General features: G+C 61.6%; 19 protein-coding genes. 8 read left to right on the top strand and 11 right to left on the bottom strand.

Going from position 1 to position 19,544, the window contains the following annotated elements; translation table 11 throughout:
• The first annotated feature begins 114 nt into the window (after window positions 1–114).
• From NGM28_RS20410 to NGM28_RS20400, 3 genes are all read left to right on the top strand, one after another.
• Complete coding sequence (locus tag NGM28_RS20410; RefSeq protein WP_252091243.1) at window positions 115–507, top strand: hypothetical protein; 393 nt, start codon at window positions 115–117, stop codon at window positions 505–507.
• 365 nt (window positions 508–872) lie between these two features.
• On the top strand, window positions 873–1,739 hold the full coding sequence (locus NGM28_RS20405; protein ID WP_213660199.1) for a hypothetical protein: 867 nt from the start codon (window positions 873–875) through the stop codon (window positions 1,737–1,739).
• 31 nt (window positions 1,740–1,770) lie between these two features.
• Entirely contained in the window at window positions 1,771–2,256 is a 486-nt protein-coding gene (locus NGM28_RS20400; protein WP_252091242.1) for a hypothetical protein, read from the top strand.
• 39 nt (window positions 2,257–2,295) lie between these two features.
• Here NGM28_RS20400 and nfi read toward each other — a convergent pair whose 3' ends face one another.
• Window positions 2,296–3,033, bottom strand: coding sequence for a deoxyribonuclease V (gene nfi, locus NGM28_RS20395; protein ID WP_252091241.1), 738 nt, complete (start codon window positions 3,031–3,033; stop codon window positions 2,296–2,298).
• Window positions 3,034–3,364: 331 nt separating this feature from the next.
• On the opposite strand from nfi, the gene NGM28_RS20390 reads away from it, so the two are divergent.
• Entirely contained in the window at window positions 3,365–3,757 is a 393-nt protein-coding gene (locus NGM28_RS20390; protein WP_213661131.1) for a DUF2846 domain-containing protein, read from the top strand.
• A 142-nt stretch (window positions 3,758–3,899) separates the two neighbouring features.
• On the top strand, window positions 3,900–4,829 hold the full coding sequence (locus NGM28_RS20385; protein ID WP_252091240.1) for a class I SAM-dependent methyltransferase: 930 nt from the start codon (window positions 3,900–3,902) through the stop codon (window positions 4,827–4,829).
• 75 nt (window positions 4,830–4,904) lie between these two features.
• Here NGM28_RS20385 and NGM28_RS20380 read toward each other — a convergent pair whose 3' ends face one another.
• The 8 genes from NGM28_RS20380 to gcl form a co-directional block, all read right to left on the bottom strand.
• Window positions 4,905–5,903 (bottom strand): sulfate ABC transporter substrate-binding protein, encoded by a 999-nt coding sequence (locus tag NGM28_RS20380; RefSeq protein ID WP_240065145.1) that lies wholly within the window; start codon window positions 5,901–5,903, stop codon window positions 4,905–4,907.
• Window positions 5,904–6,074: 171 nt separating this feature from the next.
• Entirely contained in the window at window positions 6,075–6,896 is an 822-nt protein-coding gene (locus tag NGM28_RS20375; protein WP_240065146.1) for an ion transporter, read from the bottom strand.
• 45 nt (window positions 6,897–6,941) lie between these two features.
• On the bottom strand, window positions 6,942–7,817 hold the full coding sequence (locus NGM28_RS20370; RefSeq protein ID WP_240065147.1) for an urea transporter: 876 nt from the start codon (window positions 7,815–7,817) through the stop codon (window positions 6,942–6,944).
• Between the two features lie 185 nt (window positions 7,818–8,002).
• Window positions 8,003–9,418, bottom strand: a complete 1,416-nt coding sequence (gene pyk / locus NGM28_RS20365) for a pyruvate kinase (protein ID WP_240065148.1) — start codon at window positions 9,416–9,418, stop codon at window positions 8,003–8,005.
• On the bottom strand, window positions 9,415–10,689 hold the full coding sequence (locus tag NGM28_RS20360; RefSeq protein ID WP_252091239.1) for a glycerate kinase type-2 family protein: 1,275 nt from the start codon (window positions 10,687–10,689) through the stop codon (window positions 9,415–9,417). The genes pyk and NGM28_RS20360 overlap by 4 nt, the downstream gene beginning before the upstream one ends.
• Before the next feature lie 180 nt (window positions 10,690–10,869).
• Complete coding sequence (locus NGM28_RS20355) at window positions 10,870–11,763, bottom strand: 2-hydroxy-3-oxopropionate reductase (RefSeq protein ID WP_011532931.1); 894 nt, start codon at window positions 11,761–11,763, stop codon at window positions 10,870–10,872.
• A 179-nt stretch (window positions 11,764–11,942) separates the two neighbouring features.
• The gene (gene hyi, locus NGM28_RS20350; RefSeq protein ID WP_240065150.1) at window positions 11,943–12,725 is read right to left on the bottom strand and encodes a hydroxypyruvate isomerase; all 783 of its coding nucleotides are present in this window, start codon (window positions 12,723–12,725) and stop codon (window positions 11,943–11,945) included.
• Window positions 12,726–12,779: 54 nt separating this feature from the next.
• Window positions 12,780–14,555: a glyoxylate carboligase gene (gcl, locus tag NGM28_RS20345; RefSeq protein WP_252091238.1), complete on the bottom strand. Its 1,776-nt coding sequence runs from the start codon at window positions 14,553–14,555 to the stop codon at window positions 12,780–12,782.
• Between the two features lie 256 nt (window positions 14,556–14,811).
• Here gcl and NGM28_RS20340 point away from each other — a divergent pair, with 256 nt between their 5' ends.
• Window positions 14,812–15,252 (top strand): GlcG/HbpS family heme-binding protein, encoded by a 441-nt coding sequence (locus tag NGM28_RS20340; protein WP_240065152.1) that lies wholly within the window; start codon window positions 14,812–14,814, stop codon window positions 15,250–15,252.
• 87 nt (window positions 15,253–15,339) lie between these two features.
• Here the strand turns inward: NGM28_RS20340 and NGM28_RS20335 are convergent, their stop codons facing one another.
• Window positions 15,340–15,951 (bottom strand): TetR/AcrR family transcriptional regulator, encoded by a 612-nt coding sequence (locus tag NGM28_RS20335; protein ID WP_011532935.1) that lies wholly within the window; start codon window positions 15,949–15,951, stop codon window positions 15,340–15,342.
• A gap of 133 nt (window positions 15,952–16,084) precedes the next feature.
• On the opposite strand from NGM28_RS20335, the gene NGM28_RS20330 reads away from it, so the two are divergent.
• Window positions 16,085–16,999 (top strand): DUF808 domain-containing protein, encoded by a 915-nt coding sequence (locus NGM28_RS20330; protein WP_240065153.1) that lies wholly within the window; start codon window positions 16,085–16,087, stop codon window positions 16,997–16,999.
• Window positions 17,000–17,096: 97 nt separating this feature from the next.
• On the opposite strand, the gene NGM28_RS20325 is transcribed toward NGM28_RS20330, so the two are convergent.
• On the bottom strand, window positions 17,097–19,040 hold the full coding sequence (locus NGM28_RS20325) for an LTA synthase family protein (RefSeq protein ID WP_240065154.1): 1,944 nt from the start codon (window positions 19,038–19,040) through the stop codon (window positions 17,097–17,099).
• Between the two features lie 150 nt (window positions 19,041–19,190).
• On the opposite strand from NGM28_RS20325, the gene NGM28_RS20320 reads away from it, so the two are divergent.
• A complete protein-coding gene (locus tag NGM28_RS20320; RefSeq protein WP_240065155.1) occupies window positions 19,191–19,499 on the top strand; it encodes a hypothetical protein in 309 nt (102 codons plus the stop codon).
• Window positions 19,500–19,544: the final 45 nt, after the last annotated feature.

The following is a 19,544-nucleotide window of genomic DNA, read 5'->3' as shown; positions in this document are numbered from 1 at the left end:
AGAGCTTTAGGACGGGATGAATGATTCAGTATGAAGATGCCTTGAAGGTGGTGTTGGCGTACCTGCCTGAATTTTATATTCCTGTGGAGACGCAGTTGTGGCTGGAAGATAAGCATGAAAGTGGGTGGGGTGGTTGTCTCTTGTGGTTGGTTGGTGATCATCGATTATAAGCTATATATTGTTCCGGAGGATTGCCTGGAAAATTATGAAGTATCTGATAGATTTGAGGTTTCCAGTCCGGAATTAGTTTTTTCTGTTGAAGATAAAATACTTCCATTGGGTGGGGGTAAAAGCTTTATTTTCCATAGGGCTGAATTTTCCGGCGTGATTTTGAATGTCAGTCCGGTGCGGATTGAATTGACTGAATTGGCGGTGCAGGAAAGAGGGGGTGATCTTGTTTCTATATGTCTTGATCCTGCAAGCGTCGCTGGCTATAAGGGGAGGTATGAAAGCTTTGTTTCGAAGGGGCGTCGCAATCCTTCAGGTGAGTGGCTAGATTTACTATAGATAGTAGTAGGGCTGAGGCTTGTTATTTGTAAGATATTTATTTCGATTTTTTGTTGAGGTCTGTCTGAGAGGGGAGCAGGTGGATTGCACATTGAAAGGCTTCCTGGCTAGGCGTCGTTCCGAAATTTGCTAGAGGGCAAGTTGTTGGGATTGATGCGGAGTGATTGTTGTTTGAAGGTGTAAGTTGTTTTAAGGGTTCGATAGTTTGCGTGTTTGTGTAGAGGCTGTGCTCGGGGATTCCATTGATCGTATTGAAGTTGAAATGGTTGCCGCCTAGGGAGAGGGGTCTTGATGAAATCTTCCGATTTTTATTGCGCCGGTAGCGGCAAGAAAATTCTCATGGATTCCGTGCGAAGGAAATGTTCGTGATTATCAAGGAAAATGCGATAGGAAATCAGGGCGGGTTGTGGGTTTTTCGAGGTGTGCCGTACACCGGGCGTGTGTTGACGTTCGCAAATGGTAAGTTGGTTGAAGGAAGGGTGTATGAGGATGGTTGCTATGTAGATGTCATTCGTAGCGATTTTTTTCTTGAGAGGGGGCGCGACGGTATCGAAATCGAGCGCGACTATACGGGGGAGCAATTTTACTGGGAGGGCAGGGTCTATGATGGATTTTGCTATGAGTTCATCGGCGATATTTGTGTCAGCGAGCGCTTGTATGAGTTTGGTTGGGTGATTGAGGAAGTCACGTATTTTTCAGATGGCCAACTGCATACCGTCGAGGTCGGGGAAGAGGTTCCACAGAGCTATGAGTGGTTCGAAGGCGGTGGACTGAAGGCGATGACGGCTCATCAAAATAATATTTTTATGCTCTCCTTGAAGTTTTCGTTGGAAGGGTTGGAGCGTTTGACTTTGATGGGTGACTATTTCGGCAATTTACCGAAAGTTGCCGAGCACATTAGGTTTCCTGTGTTGCGTGACAAAATAGAAATCGCCACGCTGCGGTGTGCTGGTCAGGTTTCACTCAATGGGAGTGGGATTGATGATGGTGTGGTCGATTATCTTTTCCGTGGCGAGAATGAGCGGCGTATCCAAAAATTGGAGTTTGATGGTGTCAACTGCTCATCTGCGCTGCTGCAGTGCTTAAAGCGCCTTGAGCAGTTAAACGATTTGAAAGTTGTTGCGGCTGAGCGCGGGTTTGATTGTTGGCGTGATGGGTGTGCACAATTGCAGATGCTTCGCCCTGGTTGTGATGTGTATCTCAATGGAAAGGTATTGCTCCCACAGGCGTAGCCCCCATGACGTGCAGACATGAGAAATTGTCATGGAAAAAGTTTTTACGTTTGCGGAAATGACAGGGCTTGAAAAGTTTGAGACTTGGCGAACCGGCTGGCAGGAGCCTGAGTCTATTGACATATTTTCTTATGTCGGGGATGTCGTGAGTCCAGAAGATTGCTTGATTTTTTGCAAATGGCTTTTCCCGGATTTCGTTGTATTTGAGGATTCGGTGATACTGGCCATGAAGTTTGACGAGGCCGCGTTTCACGTATGGCTTGATCACTGTTCAGGCGATAAATCTGGCGTTGAAAGGATGTTGAATCATACTCATCTGTACGATGTATTTTCCGGGTGTGGATCTTCGGTCAATGAGGCGGTTTTCGAGCAACTGTCCAAGGTGCTGGCCATGTCCTGGCGAATGGTATTGAAGGATCGATTCCCTGATAGAACGTTTCAGGTGGAGGCCATCAACTCCGACCAAGAGTATGGCCCAGTGGTCGTGTTTCATCAGGTACGAGTATCGGGCGAGTAGGTACGCATAGCGCCATCAACTCAGCGTAGCGTCAAGGACTCAATCCTGAGTGCTGTGAATGATTGAAGTGTTCGGTGCTGCGCTGGACGAACCGATGAGCAAGCTGTTTTGCTCATGAAACTGCCTCCCGTAGCGATCCGCCAGTCGTGTTGTTTCCGGTAGCCGGTAGTTGGGTGTCGCTTTCAAAACCCATTGGCAGGCCGTTGCCAATGAGATCCGATGGCCAATCGAAACAAACACAGGTTTGATGTTGTGCTGGGTTCGGAGCGCGGCGCCGATGATCTCGGGCCCATCGATCAAGTCTGATCTCGCCCCCCGCTCGGCGGCGGGCGTGGTGTACTCGCCGATATAGCGGCTCTTTCCACAGCCAATGGTGGGGATATCGAAAAGTACACCCAGGTGTGAGGCCAGGCCAAGCCGACGAGGATGCGCTATACCCTGGCCATCGCAGATGATCAGGTCTGGCTGGTTTTCTACCGTGGATAACAGTTTTATTATCGATGGCAGTTCGCGGAAGGAAAACAGCCCAGGGACATAGGGGAATGTGCTCGTGTCTTCCCAGGCACGTGCTTCGATGATCTCCAGCGTTTCAGCGTCCAGCACGACAATTGTGGCGATCAGGGTGTCGTTGTTTTTGTGGTAGGCCACATCTATTCCGGCAATGCGAGAAATAGCCCCCAGTTGATCTGTTTTGATGACTTGCTTCGCTAACGCTTGTTGAAGCGTGATGGCGTCGCTCGGGCTGATATCCCAGCGGTGCTGTATGACGGGATGCATGAGGATTGCCCTTGCTGATGTCCTGGCCTTACTGGACCCATGCCAGAGGTGCATCAGATTATGGCACTCGAAACGCGCTCAACATAGGCACACCTTCAACCTCCTCGCCGTCAGTGTTACTTAAGTCGGCAGCGCCAGGCCGGCGGGGTGGGCAGTAGATTGACGCCAGAATGATGGCGAATTAATATCGCGCCTCCCTGGCCACCCTGCGCCAATGACGACCCTTTCCGTACGCAAGGAAGACCCTGTGATCAAGACCCTGTTCAAAGCTGCCGCCGTCCTTTCCGTCGCCCTGCTGTACGGTTGCGCCTCGGCCCCTTCGGTGGACAAGATGCAGGCGGAAGTCGCGCATTACACGCTGCCCAAGGCCGCGGTAGCCGACAAGGGCCTGGTCTATGTGGTCCGCCCCAGCACCACCGGGATGATGGTGCGCTTCAATGTCTTCCTCGATGACAAGGAAGCCGACTCGGAAATGGGCTACAACCGTGGCAACCAGTACATCTACTTCTACGTGACGCCGGGCAAGCACGTGATCAGCTCCAAGGCCGAGAACTGGGCTGACATGACGGTCAACGTGAAGGCGGGTGAAGTCATCTACCTCAAGCAGGAAGTTGAAATGGGCCTGGTCATGGCGCGCAACAACCTCAAGGTGCTGAGCGATCTCGAAGGTCGCTACCTGGTCAAGGACGCGTCGCTGGGCACCATCGCCAAAGAGAGCAAGTAAGCGTTCCCGTCCCGCAAGGTGACTGGCAATTCAACAAGGGCGACCCTCGGGTCGCCCTTGTTGCTTGCGCGCTATCGTCATCCAGGCGGCCAGTTGCGGCACAAGCGGTTAGAATGTCGGTTTTGCCTGACCCAAGCCGACCATGACCCCGACCATCGCCACCCTCGAGCAGCACCTGCTCGCCGCCCTCGATCCCGCACCCCAGGAAACCCGCCGCCTGTTTCATGGCCGTGGCCGTTGCTGGCCGGGGCTGGAACAGATCACCGTCGACTGGTTGGATGGCGTGCTGCTGGTGGCGCTGTTCCGCGAGCCGCCCGAGGGCCAGCTGGCTGAGCTGGAGGAAATGCTCAAGGCCCTGGCGCAACGCCCGCAGTGGGCAGGCCAGGCCATTCTCCTGCAACACCGCTACTTGCCCGACAGCCCCGGCCAATGGCTGCTGGGCGAGCCCTGCCAGCAGCGCGAGGTGGTCGAGGATGGGCTTACGTACCTGCTCGACCTCGGCGTGCGGCAGAACAACGGCCTGTTCCTCGACATGCGTTATGGCCGTCGCTGGGTGCGTGAGCAGGCGGCGGGCAAGCGGGTGCTCAACCTGTTCGCCTATACCTGCGGTTTCTCCGTGGCGGCGATCGCCGGCGGCGCCGAGCAGGTGGTCAACCTGGACATGGCCAAGTCGGCGCTGTCCCGTGGCCGCGACAACCACCGGCTCAACGGCCATGACGCCTCGCGGGTCGCCTACCTGGGGCATGAACTGTTCAAGTCGTGGGGCAAGGTGCGCAAGTACGGGCCGTACGACCTGATCATCATCGACCCGCCGACCTTCCAGCGCGGCAGCTTCGTGCTGACCCAGGACTACGGCAAGATCCTGCGGCGGTTGCCGGAATTGTTGAGCGAGGGCGGGACGGTGCTGGCCTGTGTCAACGACCCGGGGATCGGGCCGCAGTTCCTGATCGATGGGATGGCCGAGCAGGCGCCGGGGTTGGCGTTCGTCGAGCGGTTGGAGAACCCACCGGAATTTCCGGATGCCGACCCCGAGGGTGGGTTGAAGGCATTGGTGTTCCGTTCGCAGGCTTGAAATGCTGTTCGCCAGCAAGCTGGCTCCTACAGGGTGTTGCGCAGCCCGTAGGAGCCAGCTTGCTGGCGAAAGCGATTACTTGTTGGTGTAGATCTGGTCGAACACGCCACCGTCGTTGAAGTGGGTCTTCTGCACGGTGCGCCAGTCACCGAAGGTTTTCTCCACCGACAGGAAGTCGACTTTCGGGAAGCGGTCGGTGTACTTGGCCAGCACGGTGGCATCACGCGGGCGCAGGTAGTTGTTGGCGGCGATCTCCTGGGCCTCCGGCGACCACAGGTACTTCAGGTACTCCTCGGCCACGGCCTGGGTGCCTTTCTTCGCCACCACCTTGTCGACCACGCTCACCGGCGGTTCGGCCTCGGCCGACACGCTTGGGTAGATCACTTCGAACTGGTCGCGGCCGAACTCGCGGGCGATCATCTCGGCTTCGTTCTCGAAGGTCACCAGCACATCGCCGATCTGGTTGGTCATGAAAGTGGTGGTGGCGGCACGGCCACCGGTGTCGAGCACCGGCGCCTGCTTGAACAGCTTGCCGACGAAGTCGCGGGCCTTGCTTTCGTCGCCGCCCTGCTTGAGCACGTAACCCCAGGCCGAGAGGTAGGTGTAGCGGCCGTTACCCGAGGTCTTGGGGTTGGGCACGATCACCTGCACGCCGTCCTTGAGCAGGTCGGGCCAGTCCTTCAGCGCCTTGGGGTTGCCCTTGCGCACGATGAACACGGTGGCCGAGGTGAACGGCGCACTGTTGTTCGGCAGGCGGGTCACCCAGTTCTCTGGCACCAGCTTGCCGTTGTCGGCCAGGGCGTTGATGTCGGTGGCCATGTTCATGGTGATCACGTCGGCCGGCAGGCCATCGATCACCGCGCGCGCCTGCTTGCTCGAGCCGCCGAAGGACATCTGCAGATTGACCTTCTCGTTGTGCTCTTTTTCCCAGTGCTTCTGGAACGCCGGGTTGTAGTCCTTGTAGAAGTCGCGCATCACGTCGTAGGAAACGTTGAGCAGGGTGGGGGCGGCCTGGGCGAGGTTGCCCAGGGCCAGGCCCGCGGCGAGCAGCGAGGCGCTGAAAAGTTTTTTCACTGGGGCATTCCTTGTTCTGGTTCAAAGGGTTGGCGATTTGCCAGCGACTATAACGGGTGGCTTTGCGCGGGTTAAAGAACAAAACGGTCTTTGGTTATGTCGGTGTCGCCCCGTTCGCCGGCAAGCCGGCTCCTACGGGGACTTGTAGGAGCCGGCTTGCCGGCGAACGGTTCACTGCCTTGGAAACAGCGCATTGCCACACCGCGAACAGAACGCTGCGCCATGCTCATGGTGATGCTTGGCGCAGGTTGGGCAGTCGTGCTGCAGCTGTTCGCCGCGCAGGGCATTGGCCAGTTCGGCGGTGAAGATGCCGGTGGGCACGGCGATGATCGAATAACCGGTGATCATCACCAGTGACGACAGCACCTGCCCCAGCGGCGTCTTCGGCACGATATCGCCAAAGCCCACGGTCGTCAGGGTGACGATGGCCCAGTAGATGCCCTTGGGGATGCTGGTAAAGCCATGCTCCGGCCCTTCGATCACATACATCAGCGTGCCGAACACGGTGACCAGGGTCGACACGCTGACCAGGAACACGATGATCTTCTGCTTGCTGCCCTGCAGTGCCGCCAGCAGGTAATGGGCCTGCTTGAGGTAAGGGCTGAGCTTGAGCACGCGGAAGATCCGCAGCATACGGATCACGCGGATCATCAGCAGGTACTGGGCGTCGCTGTAGTACAGGGCGATGATGCCCGGCACGATCGCCAGCAAGTCCACCAACCCATAGAAACTGAAGGCGTAGCGCAGCGGCTTGGGTGAGCAGTACAGGCGGGTGATGTACTCGGCGAGGAAGATCGCCGTGAAGCCCCACTCGATGGCGGCCAACAGCCCGGCGTAGTTCTTGTGCACGTCGTCGATGCTGTCGAGGATCACCGTGACCAGGCTGGCCAGGATGATCAGTAGAAGGATCTTGTCGAAGCGTCTTCCAGCGACGGTGTCGGTCTGGAAGACGATGACGTAGAGCCGCTCGCGCAGGCTCGAAGGGTTGTCCATGGGCGCGTTCCATTAGGCGAATGGGCAGAGCCTAGGGGCTGTGTTTCAGCTGTGCAAGCGAGGCGCGTTGCGGCGCTGGTTGAGTTGCAGCAGGTGGTTGCCCAGGTGCATCAACCAACAGGCGGTCACGAACGGCGCGGTCAGCCCGGCGATGGGCAGCAGATTGAACAGCGGTTGCAGCAGGAGCGCGCAGGCGATCGCCAGCAGGGTCATCCAAGGCTTCTCACCCTGGCGGCTGAAGGCCAGGGCCGCCAGCGCCGCATTGAAGCCGTACAGGCCCAGCCAGGCGCCCTGTGCTTCACCGGCCAGCAGTGCGACGCCACCGCCGATCGCCGAGCCGATCACCGCCCAGGTGGCGGCATACGGGTTGGCGAAGTACATGCCGATGACGATCAGCAGGCCGGCCATGGGCTTGTCCAGCAGGAAGATCTGGCCCACGCCACGCAGCAAGGCATACACCGGGTCGGCCTCGACATAGCCGTTGGCCGAGGGTGTCGCCATCAGCAGGGTGGCCCAACCCAGCAGCACGAAAGGCGCGGTGTAGGCGACCAGCAGCTTGCCGCCGCGCTTGCGCCATTGGTGGGTGAGCATGCTCGACAGGCCGCCGGCGGCGATGATCAACGGCGGCAGGATCGCCGACCAGGGCAGCACGGCGCTGATCAGCAGGCCGACCAGCACGCCGTTGTAGCAGTACAGCCCGGCCTGGCGATCAGCGCGGTCGTAGCCACGGCGCTGGGCGGTGAGCAGGCCGGCCAGGGCGCCGAGCAGGGCGCCGCCGACCAGGTCGGGGGCGGTCAGCAGGATGGCCAGCAGGCAGCACAGGCCGCACAAGGGGTTGCGCAGCAGCAGTACCTGGCTGAAGCCGTTGAGCAGCGCCGTGGCCCAGTCGGGGCACGGGTTGACGAAATTCTTGGTGTACATGGGCAGTCGGTAAGGTGAGTGGGGGAGCGGTGGGCCTCTTTGGGCCTCGGTTTTCCGCAGGTTCGGTGCATCGGGAGGGCGTTGCCCTCCTTTCGCGGCACAAGGCCGCTCCTACAAGGGATCGCGGTCTCCTGTAGGAGCGGCCTTGTGCCGCGAAAGGGGCGCAAAGCGCCCCCCCGGCGATCTCAGACCAAGGTCTCGATTCGCAAGGTGTTAGTCGAACCCGGCTTGCCGAAAGGCACACCGGCGGTGATCAGCAGCGTGTCGCCACGGCTGGCCATGCCTTGCGCCTGGGCGATCTCCAGTGCGGTGGAGACCACCTCGTCGACCTGGCGCAGGCGGTCGTTGACCACCGAGTGCACGCCCCAGGTTACGCTCAGGCGGCGAGCGGTGTTCAGGTTCGGCGTCAGGTTGAGGATCGGCGCCCGTGGCCGCTCGCGGGCGGCGCGCAGGGTCGAGGCCCCCGACTCGCTGTAGTTGACCAGCACCGCCACCGGCAGGATGCCGCTGATCCGGCGGATCGCGCAGCTGATGGCATCGGACACGGTCGCCTCGGCCTTGGGCCGGCCAACATCGAGCTGGGCCTGGTAGTCCGGGCCGTTCTCCACCTGGCGGATAATCTTGCTCATCATCTGCACCGCTTCCAGCGGGTAGTCGCCCGAGGCGGTCTCGGCCGACAGCATCACCGCGTCCGCGCCTTCGGCCACGGCATTGGCCACGTCGGTGACTTCGGCGCGGGTCGGGGCCGGGGAGAAACGCATCGACTCGAGCATCTGGGTGGCCACCACCACAGGTTTGCCCAGCTGGCGGCAGGTGCCGATGATGCGCTTCTGGATCTGCGGCACGCTCTCGGCCGGCACTTCCACGCCCAGATCGCCACGGGCGACCATGATCGCGTCGGACAGCTCGGCGATGGCTTGCAGTTGCTCGACCGCCGAAGGCTTCTCGATCTTGGCCATCAGGTAGGCACGGTCGCCGATCAACTGGCGGGCCTCGACGATGTCCTCGGGGCGCTGCACGAACGACAGGGCCACCCAGTCCACGCCCAGTTCCAGGCCGAAGGCCAGGTCGCGGCGGTCCTTCTCGGTGAGCGGGGAGAGGTCCAGCACCGCCTGGGGCACGTTGACCCCCTTGCGGTCGGACAGCTCGCCACCGGCCAGCACTTCGGTGTCGATGGCGTCGTTGTGCTTGGCGGTCACCCGCAGGCGCAGCTTGCCATCGTCCAGCAGCAGGTCCATGCCGGGTTCCAGCGCGGCGATGATCTCCGGGTGCGGCAGGTTGACCCGGCGGCTGTCGCCCGGGGTCTTGTCCAGGTCCAGGCGCAGGGCCTGGCCGCGTTGCAGCTGCACCTTGCCTTCGGCGAAGCGGCCGACCCGCAGTTTCGGGCCCTGCAGGTCCATGAGGATACCCAGCGGATAGTTGAGCTGCTGCTCGACTTCGCGGATCCACTGGTAGCGCAGGGCGTGGTCGGCATGTTCGCCGTGGCTGAAGTTGAGGCGGAAGATGTTCACTCCGGCTTCGACCAGCTGGCGGATGTCATCGATGCCATTGATCGCAGGCCCGAGGGTGGCGAGGATTTTGACTTTTTTATCAGGCGTCATGATTGCGGGGTCTCGAGGATCAGGATGGCACGGAAGTCGTTGACGTTGGTGCGGGTCGGCTCGGTGACGATCAGGGCATCGAGCGCCTCGAAGTAGCCATAGCCGTTGTTGTTGTCCAGCTCGTCGCTGGCCGACAGGCCCAGGGCTTCGGCGCGGCCGTAGCTGTCCGGGGTCATGAAGGCGCCGGCGTTGTCTTCCGAGCCATCGATGCCGTCGGTGTCGCCGGCCAGGGCATACACGCCCGGCAGGCCCTTGAGGCTTTCGGTGAGGCTGAGCAGGAACTCGGCATTGCGCCCGCCACGGCCGTTGCCGCGCACGGTGACGGTGGTCTCGCCACCGGACAGGATCACGCAGGGTGCCTTCAGTGGTTGGCCGTGCAGCACGATCTGCCGGGCGATGCCAGCATGGACCTTCGCCACTTCGCGGGATTCACCCTCCAGGTCACCCAGAATCAGCGGGCTGAAGCCGGCCTGGCGGGCTTTCACCGCCGCCGCCTCCAGTGATTGCTGGGGCCTGGCGATCAGCTGGAAGTGGCTGCGCGCGAGGGCGGGGTCGTCGGCCTTGACGGTTTCCGAAGCCGGGTTGTTCAGCCAGTCGATGACTGCTTTCGGCGCTTCGATGTCGTAGCGCTTGAGGATCGCCAGTGCGTCGGCCGAGGTGCTCGGGTCGGCCACGGTGGGGCCGGAGGCGATGACGGTGGCGAGATCGCCCGGCACGTCGGAAATCGCATAGGTGTAGACCGTGGCCGGCCAGCAGGCCTTGGCCAGGCGGCCGCCCTTGATCGCCGAGAGGTGCTTGCGCACACAGTTCATCTCGCCGATGGTGGCGCCGGACTTGAGCAGGGCCTTGTTGATCTGCTGCTTGTCGGCCAGGGTCAGGCCTTCGGCGGGCAGCGCCAGCAGTGCGGAACCACCACCGGAAAGCAGGAAGATGACGCGGTCGTCTTCGCTCAGGTTGCTGACCAGCGCCAGCACACGCTTGGCCACGGCCAGGCCTGCGGCATCGGGGACCGGGTGGGCGGCTTCGACCACCTCGATCTTCTGGCAGCTGGCGCCATGGCCGTAGCGGGTGACCACCAGGCCGGAGACTTCGCCTTGCCAGCACTTCTCGACCACTTCGGCCATGGCCGCGGCGGCCTTGCCGGCGCCGATGACGATGACCCGGCCGCTGCGGTCGGCGGGCAGGTAGGGTTCCAGGACCTGGCGGGGGTGGGCGGCGGCGATGGCTGTGTCGAACAGTTCGCGCAGGAGTTCTTGTGGATCGACCGACATGGCAGGCTCCCAATATTCTTGTTGTTCTGCAGAATCGAAAACGCCCCTGGAACTGCCTCCGTGCAGGCCGAACCAGGGGCGGGTGTTGCTCGGTGTGGGGCGGTTCGCCGGCAAGCCGGCTCCTACGGGATTAGCGTCGAACCTGTAGGAGCCGGCTTGCCGGCGAACAGCTGCCTCAAATCACTTGTCGTCGCGGATCGAGAAGTTGGCCATGTGCTCCAGGCCCTTGATCAGCGCCGAGTGGTCCCAGTTGCCGCCACCCAGTGCCACGCAGGTGCTGAACACTTGCTGGGCGTTGGAGGTGTTGGGCAGGTTGATGCCCAGCTCCTTGGCACCCTGCAGGGCCAGGTTCAGGTCCTTCTGGTGCAGGTTGATGCGGAAGCCCGGGTCGAAGGTGCCCTTGATCATGCGCTCGGCGTGCACTTCGAGGATCTTCGACGAGGCGAAGCCGCCCATCAGCGCTTCACGCACCTTGGCCGGGTCGGCGCCGTTCTTGGCGGCGAACAGCAGGGCTTCGCCGACGGCCTGGATGTTCAGGGCGACGATGATCTGGTTGGCGACCTTGGCGGTCTGGCCGTCACCGTTGCCACCGACGCGGGTGATGTTCTTGCCCATGGCTTCGAACAGCGGCAGGGCGCGCTCGAAGGCCTTCGGGCAGCCACCGACCATGATGCTCAGGGTCGCGGCCTTGGCGCCGACTTCGCCACCGGACACCGGAGCGTCCAGGTAGGCGGCGCCGGTGGCCTTGATCTTCTCGGCGAAGGCTTTGGTGGCAGTGGGGGAGATCGAGCTCATGTCGATCACCACCTTGTTCGGGCCGACGCCCTCGACGACACCGTTTTCACCGAACAGGACGCTTTCGACCTGCGGGGTGTCCGGCACCATGACGATGATGAATTCAGCTTCCTGGGCCACTTCCTTCGGGTTGGCCAGGGCGACGGCGCCGGCGGCGATCAGGTCGGCCGGGGCGGCGTCGTGGTGGGTGGATACGAAGATGCTGTGACCTGCTTTTTGCAGGTTCTGGGCCATGGGCTTGCCCATGATGCCGGTGCCGAGGAAACCGATTTTAGCCATGAGAGTTCTGCCTCTTTGTATTTGTATGAACAGGCGACCTGGCCCCTGCAGGAGCGGCCTTGTGCCGCGAAAGGGGCGCGCAGCGGCCCCACGATCTCAATCACGCCGGAAGATTGCCGGGGCTGCTGCGCAGCCCTTTCGCGGCACAAGGCCGCACCTACAATGGTCCCGCGTGTGTCTTAAATTGCGTTGTGCGTCTTCAACCAGCCCAAGCCGGCTTCAGTGGTGGTCTTGGGCTTGTATTCCGCGCCCACCCAGCCTTGATAGCCGATGCGGTCCAGGTGCTCGAACAGGAAGCGGTAGTTGATCTCGCCGGTGCCCGGCTCGTGGCGGCCCGGGTTGTCGGCCAGCTGCACGTGGTTGATCAGCTTCAGGTTGGCTTCCAGGGTGCGGGCCAGGTCACCTTCCATGATCTGCATGTGGTAGATGTCGTACTGCAGGAACAGGTTGTCGCTGCCCACCTCGGCCTGGATTTCCAGGGCTTGCCTGGTGGTGTTCAGGTAGAAGCCCGGGATGTCGCGGGTGTTGATCATTTCCATGACCAGGCGGATGCCGGCGGCCTGGAGCTTGTCGGCGGCATAGCGCAGGTTCTCGACGAAGGTCTTGCGCACGGTGGCGCAGTCCAGGCCCTCGGGGCGAATGCCGGCCAGGGCGTTGACCTGGGTGTTGCCCAGCACCTTGGCGTATTCAATGGCCTTGTCGACGCCGGCGCGGAACTCTTCGACGCGATCCGGATGGCAGGTGATACCGCGCTCACCTTTCGCCCAGTCGCCCGCTGGCAGGTTGAACAGCACTTGCGTCAGGCCGTGGGCATCGAGCTGCTGCTTGATCTCGGTGGCGCTGAAATCGTACGGGAAGAGGTATTCGACACCGCTGAAGCCAGCGTCGGCGGCGGCCTTGAAGCGGGCCAGGAAGTCCTGTTCGGTGAACAGCATGGACAGGTTGGCGGCGAAGCGAGGCATAAGTCGTCTCCTTGCGTTGAAACCCCCCGCGCGAGGCGCGGGGGCGTCAGGCGATCAGTCCAGCAGCGAGATGGCGGTTGGCGCGTCGTTACCCACCAGGGCGAGGTCTTCGAACTCGTTGACCGCGTTGATCTCGGTGCCCATGGAAATGTTGGTCACGCGCTCGAGAATCACTTCGACCACCACTGGTACGCGGAACTCTTCGGCCATTTTCTGCGCCTTGAGCAGGGCAGGGGCGATGTCGGCCGGTTCGAACACGCGGATGGCTTTGCAGCCCAGGCCCTCGACCACGGCGACGTGGTCGACACCGTAGGTGGCGGCGTCGGTGGAATTGATGTTCTCGAAGGCCAGTTGTACACAGTAATCCATGTCGAAGCCACGCTGCGCCTGGCGGATCAGGCCCAGGTAGGCGTTGTTCACCAGCACGTGGACATACGGCAGGTTGAACTGCGCGCCCACTGCCAACTCTTCGATCATGAACTGGAAGTCGTAGTCACCGGACAGCGCAACCACCTTGCGCTTCGGATCGGCCTTGACCACACCCAGCGCGGCCGGGATGGTCCAGCCCAGCGGGCCGGCCTGGCCGCAGTTGATCCAGTGGCGTGGCTTGTACACATGCAGGAACTGCGCGCCGGCGATCTGCGACAGGCCGATGGTGCTGACGTAGCAGGTGTCCTTGCCGAATACCTGGTTCATCTCTTCGTACACGCGCTGCGGCTTGACCGGCACGTTGTCGAAGTGGGTCTTGCGCTGCAGGGTGGCCTTGCGCTGCTGGCAGTCTTCCAGCCAGGCCTTGCGGCACTTGAGCTTGCCGGCGGCTTTCCACTCGCGGGCGACTTCGAGGAACACGTCCAGCGCCTTGCCGGCATCGGAAACGATACCCAGGTCGGGGGTGAACACGCGGCCGATCTGGGTCGGTTCGATGTCCACGTGCACGAACTTGCGGCCTTCGGTGTAGACGTCGACGGAACCGGTGTGGCGGTTGGCCCAACGGTTGCCGATACCGAACACCAGGTCGGACTTGAGCAGGGTGGCGTTGCCGTAGCGGTGCGAGGTCTGCAGGCCGACCATGCCGACCATCAGTTCGTGATCGTCCGGGATGGTGCCCCAGCCCATCAGGGTCGGGATCACCGGCACGCCGGTCAGCTCGGCGAACTCGACCAGCTTGTCGCTGGCGTCGGCGTTGATGATGCCGCCACCGGCCACCAGCAGTGGACGTTCGGCGTCATTGAGCAGGGCCAGGGCTTTTTCGGCTTGTACGCGGGTGGCGGACGGCTTGTGCACCGGCAATGGCTCGTAGGCGTCGATGTCGAATTCGATTTCGGCCATCTGCACGTCGAACGGCAGGTCGATCAGCACGGGGCCTGGGCGGCCGGTGCGCATTTCATAGAAAGCCTTCTGGAAGGCGTAGGGCACCTGGCCTGGTTCCAGGACGGTGGTCGCCCACTTGGTGACCGGTTTGACAATGTTGGTGATGTCGACGGCCTGGAAGTCTTCCTTGTGCAGGCGCGCACGCGGCGCCTGGCCGGTGATGCAGAGGATCGGGATGGAGTCGGCGGAGGCGCTGTAGAGGCCGGTGACCATGTCGGTGCCGGCAGGGCCGGAGGTGCCGATGCACACACCGATGTTGCCCGGGTTGGCGCGGGTGTAGCCCTCGGCCATGTGCGAGGCACCTTCGACGTGGCGAGCGAGGACGTGATCGATGCCACCGACTTTCTTCAGGGCCGAGTACAGCGGGTTGATGGCAGCCCCTGGAATGCCGAACGCGGTATCTACACCTTCACGGCGCATGACCAGAACGGCTGCATCGATTGCTCTCATTTTGCTCATGGGTTGTGCCTCATCGATTTTGTAATTGTATACAACTTGCGTTGCGGCAGAGTGTATTCATGCTCGACGCAAAAGGTCAATCCATTTTCGTCGGCGGGTTTGACTAACTGGTCATGCCCAGGAAAGGCGGCATTTCGTCGCAGTTGCCACGATTGAATCAGAAAATTGTATACAAATAGTGCCTTTGTTGTGTTCTATGCTGTCTATCGGTTTTCAACTGCCCTCCGGGCTCTCACAACAAGAAGAGGACCTTTTCATGAACGCATTGACCCTGAAAGTCGCCGTTGGCGTGGTGAATGCCGCGCTGGCCGCAGGCCGCAAGATCAACGCCGCGCCGTTGACGGTGGCGGTGCTGGACGCCGGCGGGCACCTGCTGGCGTTGCAACGGGAGGACGGCGCCAGCCTGCTGAGGCCGGAAGTCGCCATCGGCAAGGCCTGGGGCGCGGTGGCCCTGGGCAAGGGCTCGCGCCTGTTGGCGCTGGACTCGCAGCAGCGGCCGGCTTTCTACGCCGCGCTGAACGGGTTGGGCGAACGACCGGTGGTGCCGGTGCCGGGCGGGGTGCTGATTCGTGACCAGGATGGCAAGGTGCTGGGGGCGGTGGGGATCAGCGGGGATACGTCGGATATCGACGAGCAGTGCGCGATCAATGCGATCGAGGAAGTGGGGCTGACGGCGGATGCGGGGGTGGCGGCTTAAGGTTCGATCTATTGGGGCCGCGATGCGGCCCATCGCCGGCAAGCCGGCTCCTACAGTAGGAGCCGGCTTGCCGGCGAACTGGCCAGGTCAGGCCGCCTCGGGCTCGCAGCCTTTCAACACCAGGCGAATAATGGTCTCCGCCGCCGCGTCGTAGTCACTGTCGGCCAGCTTCGCCTTGCCGGTCACCACGGCAATCTGCCAGTCGAAATCTGCATATGTTTGCGTCGCCGCCCAGATGCTGAACATCAGGTGATGCGGGTCGACATTGGCGATCTGCCCGCGCTCGATCCAGCGCTGGATGCACTCGATGTTGTGCCGGGCCTGCTCGTTGAGCTGCTCGACCTGGCTGGGCGAGAGGTGTGGCGCGCCGTGCATGATCTCGCTGGCGAACACTTTCGAGGCATGGGGCAGGTCGCGGGAGATGCGGATCTTCGAGCGGATGTACGAACTCAGCACTTCTTTCGGATCACCGTCGGCGTTGAACGGCGTCGAGGCCTGCATGATCGGCGCGATGATGCTCTCGAGCACCTCGCGGTAGAGGTTTTCCTTCGACTTGAAGTAGTAGTACACGTTGGGTTTGGGCAGGCCGGCCTTGGCCGCGATATCGCTGGTCTTGGTGGCGGCGAAGCCCTTGTCGGCGAATTCTTCACTGGCCGCGCGCAGGATCAGTTCCTTGTTGCGCTCGCGAATGGTGCTCATTGTCGGGGATCTTCCTCGTGTCTGGCCCCCCTCCAAGAGGGATCGCGCATGGTAGCACCGCCCCGGACAGGCGCTCAAGGCAGCGACTTTGCGCTAGAATCCGGGCCTTTCACCCCACTGGATACAGGCAAACATGGCAGGAAGCAGTCTACTGGTACTGATCGACGATATCGCCACGGTACTGGACGATGTCTCGGTAATGACCAAGGTCGCGGCAAAGAAGACCGCGGGAGTGCTGGGCGACGACCTGGCGCTCAATGCCCAGCAGGTCACCGGCGTGCGCGCCGACCGGGAAATCCCGGTGGTCTGGGCGGTGGCCAAGGGCTCGCTGGTGAACAAGGCGATCCTGGTGCCGGCCGCGCTGCTGATCAGCGCCTTCATCCCTTGGGCGGTCATTCCCTTGCTGATGGTCGGTGGCGCCTACCTGTGCTTCGAAGGTTTCGAGAAGCTGGCGCACAAGTTCCTGCACAGCAAGGAAGAGGACGAGGCGCAGCACGAGGCGCGCAAGGAGGCCCTGGCCGACGCCAATGTCGACCTGGTGGCCTATGAGAAGAGCAAGATCAAGGGCGCGGTGCGCACCGACTTCATCCTGTCCGCCGAGATCATCGCCATTACCCTGGGTATCGTGGCCGACGCGCCGTTGAGCCAGCAGATCGTCGTGCTGTCGGGCATCGCCGTGGTCATGACCATTGGTGTCTATGGCTTGGTGGGCGGTATCGTCAAGCTCGACGACCTGGGGTTGTGGATGACCCAGAAATCCTCGGGCCTGGCCCGCGCCATCGGTGGCGGCATCCTGCGCGCCGCACCGTACATGATGAAGGGGCTGTCGGTGGTCGGTACCGCCGCCATGTTCCTGGTCGGTGGCGGCATCCTGGTGCACGGCATCGCGCCGTTGCACCATGCCATCGAAGCGTTTGCCGATGGGCGGGGCGGGGCGCTGACCGGGGCCGCGCTCAACGGTGTTGCCGGTGTGGTGGCCGGCGCCGTTGTGCTGGCCGTGGTCGCGGTGCTGGGCAAGCTGTGGCGGTTCGTGCGACCTGCCCGCTGAGGCTGGTGGGGCAGTTCGCCGGCAAGCCGGCTCCTACAGGTGTTGCGTGATCCTTGTAGGAGCCGGCTTGCCGGCGAAGCGCCCTTGAATCAAGGCCTCAACGGCTGACAGCGACACCTTTCTCTTCTGGCTTCCACGCCAGCAACCCTTGGCTGAACCCGTAGGCGGCGCTCTGGTAATAGGCGATCGCCCGGCGTACCAGCGGGTTGTCCTCACCCACGTTCGTCTCGCGGCTGTTGCCCAGCGCATCTTCATGCACGCGCAGGCCACCACGTGGGCTGAGGATCGCCAGGTCCTTGCCGTCGAACAACCCCAGGTGCTGGTAGTTGCCGATCAACACCCGTGGTGGCAACACGTCGTCACGCAGCAGGTCGCGACCGAAGAACGTCGAGGTGTAGCTCAGGTTGAGCAGGCCGAGCAGGGTGGGGGCCAGGTCGATCTGGCTGGCCAGCTTTGGATTTTCCTGCGGCGCGATCATTTTCGGTGCGTAGATCCACAGCGGAATCTGGTAGTTGTTGACCGGCAGGTCTTCCTTGCCGGCGCTGCCTGCGGTGTGGTCGGCGACAAACACGAACAGGGTGTTGTCGAACCAGGGCTTTTCCTTGGCCTGGCGCAGGAACTGGGCGATCGCGTAGTCGGTGTACTTCACCGCGCCCTCGCGCCCGTCGCCCGAAGGGATGTCGATGCGACCGTCGGGGTAGGTGTACGGGCGGTGGTTGGAGGTGGTCATCAGCTGCAGGAAGAACGGCTTCTGCGCGGCGTGGTCGGTATCGGCCAGCTTGATCGCCTGGCGATACAAATCCTCGTCGGCCATGCCCCAGGCATTCTTGAAGCTGATCTCGCTCTCGTCGACGCTGCTCTGGTCGACGATGCGGTAGCCGTTGCCGCTGAAGAAGGCGTTCATGTTGTCGAAGTAGCCGCGCCCGCCATAGACGTACACCGCGTCATAGCCGACCGCCGTCAACTGTTGGCCCAGGCTGGCATAGCCGCTTTCTCGGCCGATGCGCTTGACGATCGAGCGCCCGGGGGTGGGCGGGATCGACAGGGTGATGGCTTCCAGGCCGCGGTCGGTACGGGTGCCGGTGGCGTAGAAGTTGCTGAAGTACAGGCTTTGGGTGCGCAGTGCATCGAGGTTGGGCGTGAGGTTTTCCGGGTGGCCGTTGCTGCCCATGTACTTGGCGCTGAAGCTCTCGATGGTGACCAGGATGATGTTTGGCTTGCGCAGTTCACCGCTGGCGCTGATGTGGCGGCGTATGTCCTGGGCCTCGCGGGCCTCGAAGCGGGCGTTGGCGGCGGCCAGCTCCTGATGCATCTGTGTACCCACCGCGTCCGCGCCAAGGCTGGCGTAGAACTGGGTGTAATCCAGTTCGTTGTTACGGAAGGCGGCGAAGAACTGGTAAGGGCCGTTGCTGGCCAGTTCGCGCTGGTAGGCGTTGCCACCCTGGCCGCGGGGGAACTGCTGGTCGATCACCAGCACTGCCATAACGCCCAGACCCGCCAGCACGCAGAGACCTGCCAGGCGCTGGCGGCCGGTGATCGCCGGAGCTGCGAGGGCACGGGTCAGTGGCCTGCGCAGCAGCAGGGTGAGCAGCAGTGCCACCACTGCCAGGCTGCCCAGCAGCGTGGGCAGGGGGTAGGACTCGCGAATGTTGTCCAGGACTTCCTTGGAGTACACCAGGTAGTCCACGGCGATGAAGTTGAAACGCACGCCGAACTCGTCCCAGAACAGCCACTCGGCCACCGCGACGAACAGCATGAGGAACAGGCTTGCCGCCAGTGCGCCTTGTAGCAGCCAGCGGTGGGCGCGGGTGCGCCACAGGGATGTCGGGCACAGTGCCAGGTACAGCGCCAGCGGGAGCGCGGCATAGATCAGGAAGCTCAGGTCATACAGCGCGCCGCTGATGAACACCGACAGATAGCTGCCGCTGAACTCATCGGCATGGGCTGCCAGCAGGACCACACGGGTCAACAGAAAGATGCCGAACCAGGTCGAGCAGAGTAACAGCAGGAAACGCCAGGGCGCGGCGAGCGGGGTACGCATGAAGTTGGCCTATGTCCATATGGGGTGCAGGAAGACAAGCAGACTAACCGGCCAGTTGCAAAAAAAATGTCAAAAATATGCAGGTTGTGCAGGGATATCGACTTTAATGGTGCGGGCTTTTTAAATGTGATCCGTATCGGGGAGGTCATCATGTTCGGTCAAGTTCTGACCTACGACGTTTATCATCTTGCGTTGTATCTGCTCACGGCGCTGGCCTGGGGGCTGCTGGGCATGCGGTTTCTGCTTCGCGACACGACTGTCACGGGCTTGTTCAAGTGCTGCGCGATGTTCGGGGTAGCCGTGGCGATCAAGGCAGTGATGCTGATGCTCGATATCTGGCGAGTGCTGGAACACCATCAGGTGGAGATGCTGTTGATGGTGTTGGGCGGGTTGTTGCCCGGTGCGTTGCTGTTGATCTGGAAGACAAGTTCTACGCTAAGTAGGAAGTTTCCTATTTAGTTGTAGGTTGATTCTTACAATTTTGAAAGAAACAGCGCCTTTTCG

The organism is Pseudomonas sp. MWU13-3659, assembly GCF_023757525.1.
Classification (GTDB): Bacteria; Pseudomonadota; Gammaproteobacteria; order Pseudomonadales; family Pseudomonadaceae; genus Aquipseudomonas; species Aquipseudomonas entomophila_E.
Note: the sequence above shows the minus strand (reverse complement) of the source record. Positions and strands in the feature narration are given on the sequence as shown.

Coding starts and splice junctions, on each gene's coding strand:
- NGM28_RS20410 (WP_252091243.1), top strand. CDS start 115: ATGAAAGTGGGTGGGGTGGTTGTCTCTTGTGGTTGGTTGGTGATCATC.
- NGM28_RS20400 (WP_252091242.1), top strand. CDS start 1,771: ATGGAAAAAGTTTTTACGTTTGCGGAAATGACAGGGCTTGAAAAGTTT.
- nfi (WP_252091241.1), bottom strand. CDS start 3,033: ATGCATCCCGTCATACAGCACCGCTGGGATATCAGCCCGAGCGACGCC.
- NGM28_RS20390 (WP_213661131.1), top strand. CDS start 3,365: ATGCAGGCGGAAGTCGCGCATTACACGCTGCCCAAGGCCGCGGTAGCC.
- NGM28_RS20385 (WP_252091240.1), top strand. CDS start 3,900: ATGACCCCGACCATCGCCACCCTCGAGCAGCACCTGCTCGCCGCCCTC.
- NGM28_RS20375 (WP_240065146.1), bottom strand. CDS start 6,896: ATGGACAACCCTTCGAGCCTGCGCGAGCGGCTCTACGTCATCGTCTTC.
- NGM28_RS20370 (WP_240065147.1), bottom strand. CDS start 7,817: ATGTACACCAAGAATTTCGTCAACCCGTGCCCCGACTGGGCCACGGCG.
- pyk (WP_240065148.1), bottom strand. CDS start 9,418: ATGACGCCTGATAAAAAAGTCAAAATCCTCGCCACCCTCGGGCCTGCG.
- NGM28_RS20360 (WP_252091239.1), bottom strand. CDS start 10,689: ATGTCGGTCGATCCACAAGAACTCCTGCGCGAACTGTTCGACACAGCC.
- NGM28_RS20355 (WP_011532931.1), bottom strand. CDS start 11,763: ATGGCTAAAATCGGTTTCCTCGGCACCGGCATCATGGGCAAGCCCATG.
- hyi (WP_240065150.1), bottom strand. CDS start 12,725: ATGCCTCGCTTCGCCGCCAACCTGTCCATGCTGTTCACCGAACAGGAC.
- gcl (WP_252091238.1), bottom strand. CDS start 14,555: ATGAGCAAAATGAGAGCAATCGATGCAGCCGTTCTGGTCATGCGCCGT.
- NGM28_RS20340 (WP_240065152.1), top strand. CDS start 14,812: ATGAACGCATTGACCCTGAAAGTCGCCGTTGGCGTGGTGAATGCCGCG.
- NGM28_RS20335 (WP_011532935.1), bottom strand. CDS start 15,951: ATGAGCACCATTCGCGAGCGCAACAAGGAACTGATCCTGCGCGCGGCC.
- NGM28_RS20330 (WP_240065153.1), top strand. CDS start 16,085: ATGGCAGGAAGCAGTCTACTGGTACTGATCGACGATATCGCCACGGTA.
- NGM28_RS20325 (WP_240065154.1), bottom strand. CDS start 19,040: ATGCGTACCCCGCTCGCCGCGCCCTGGCGTTTCCTGCTGTTACTCTGC.
- NGM28_RS20320 (WP_240065155.1), top strand. CDS start 19,191: ATGTTCGGTCAAGTTCTGACCTACGACGTTTATCATCTTGCGTTGTAT.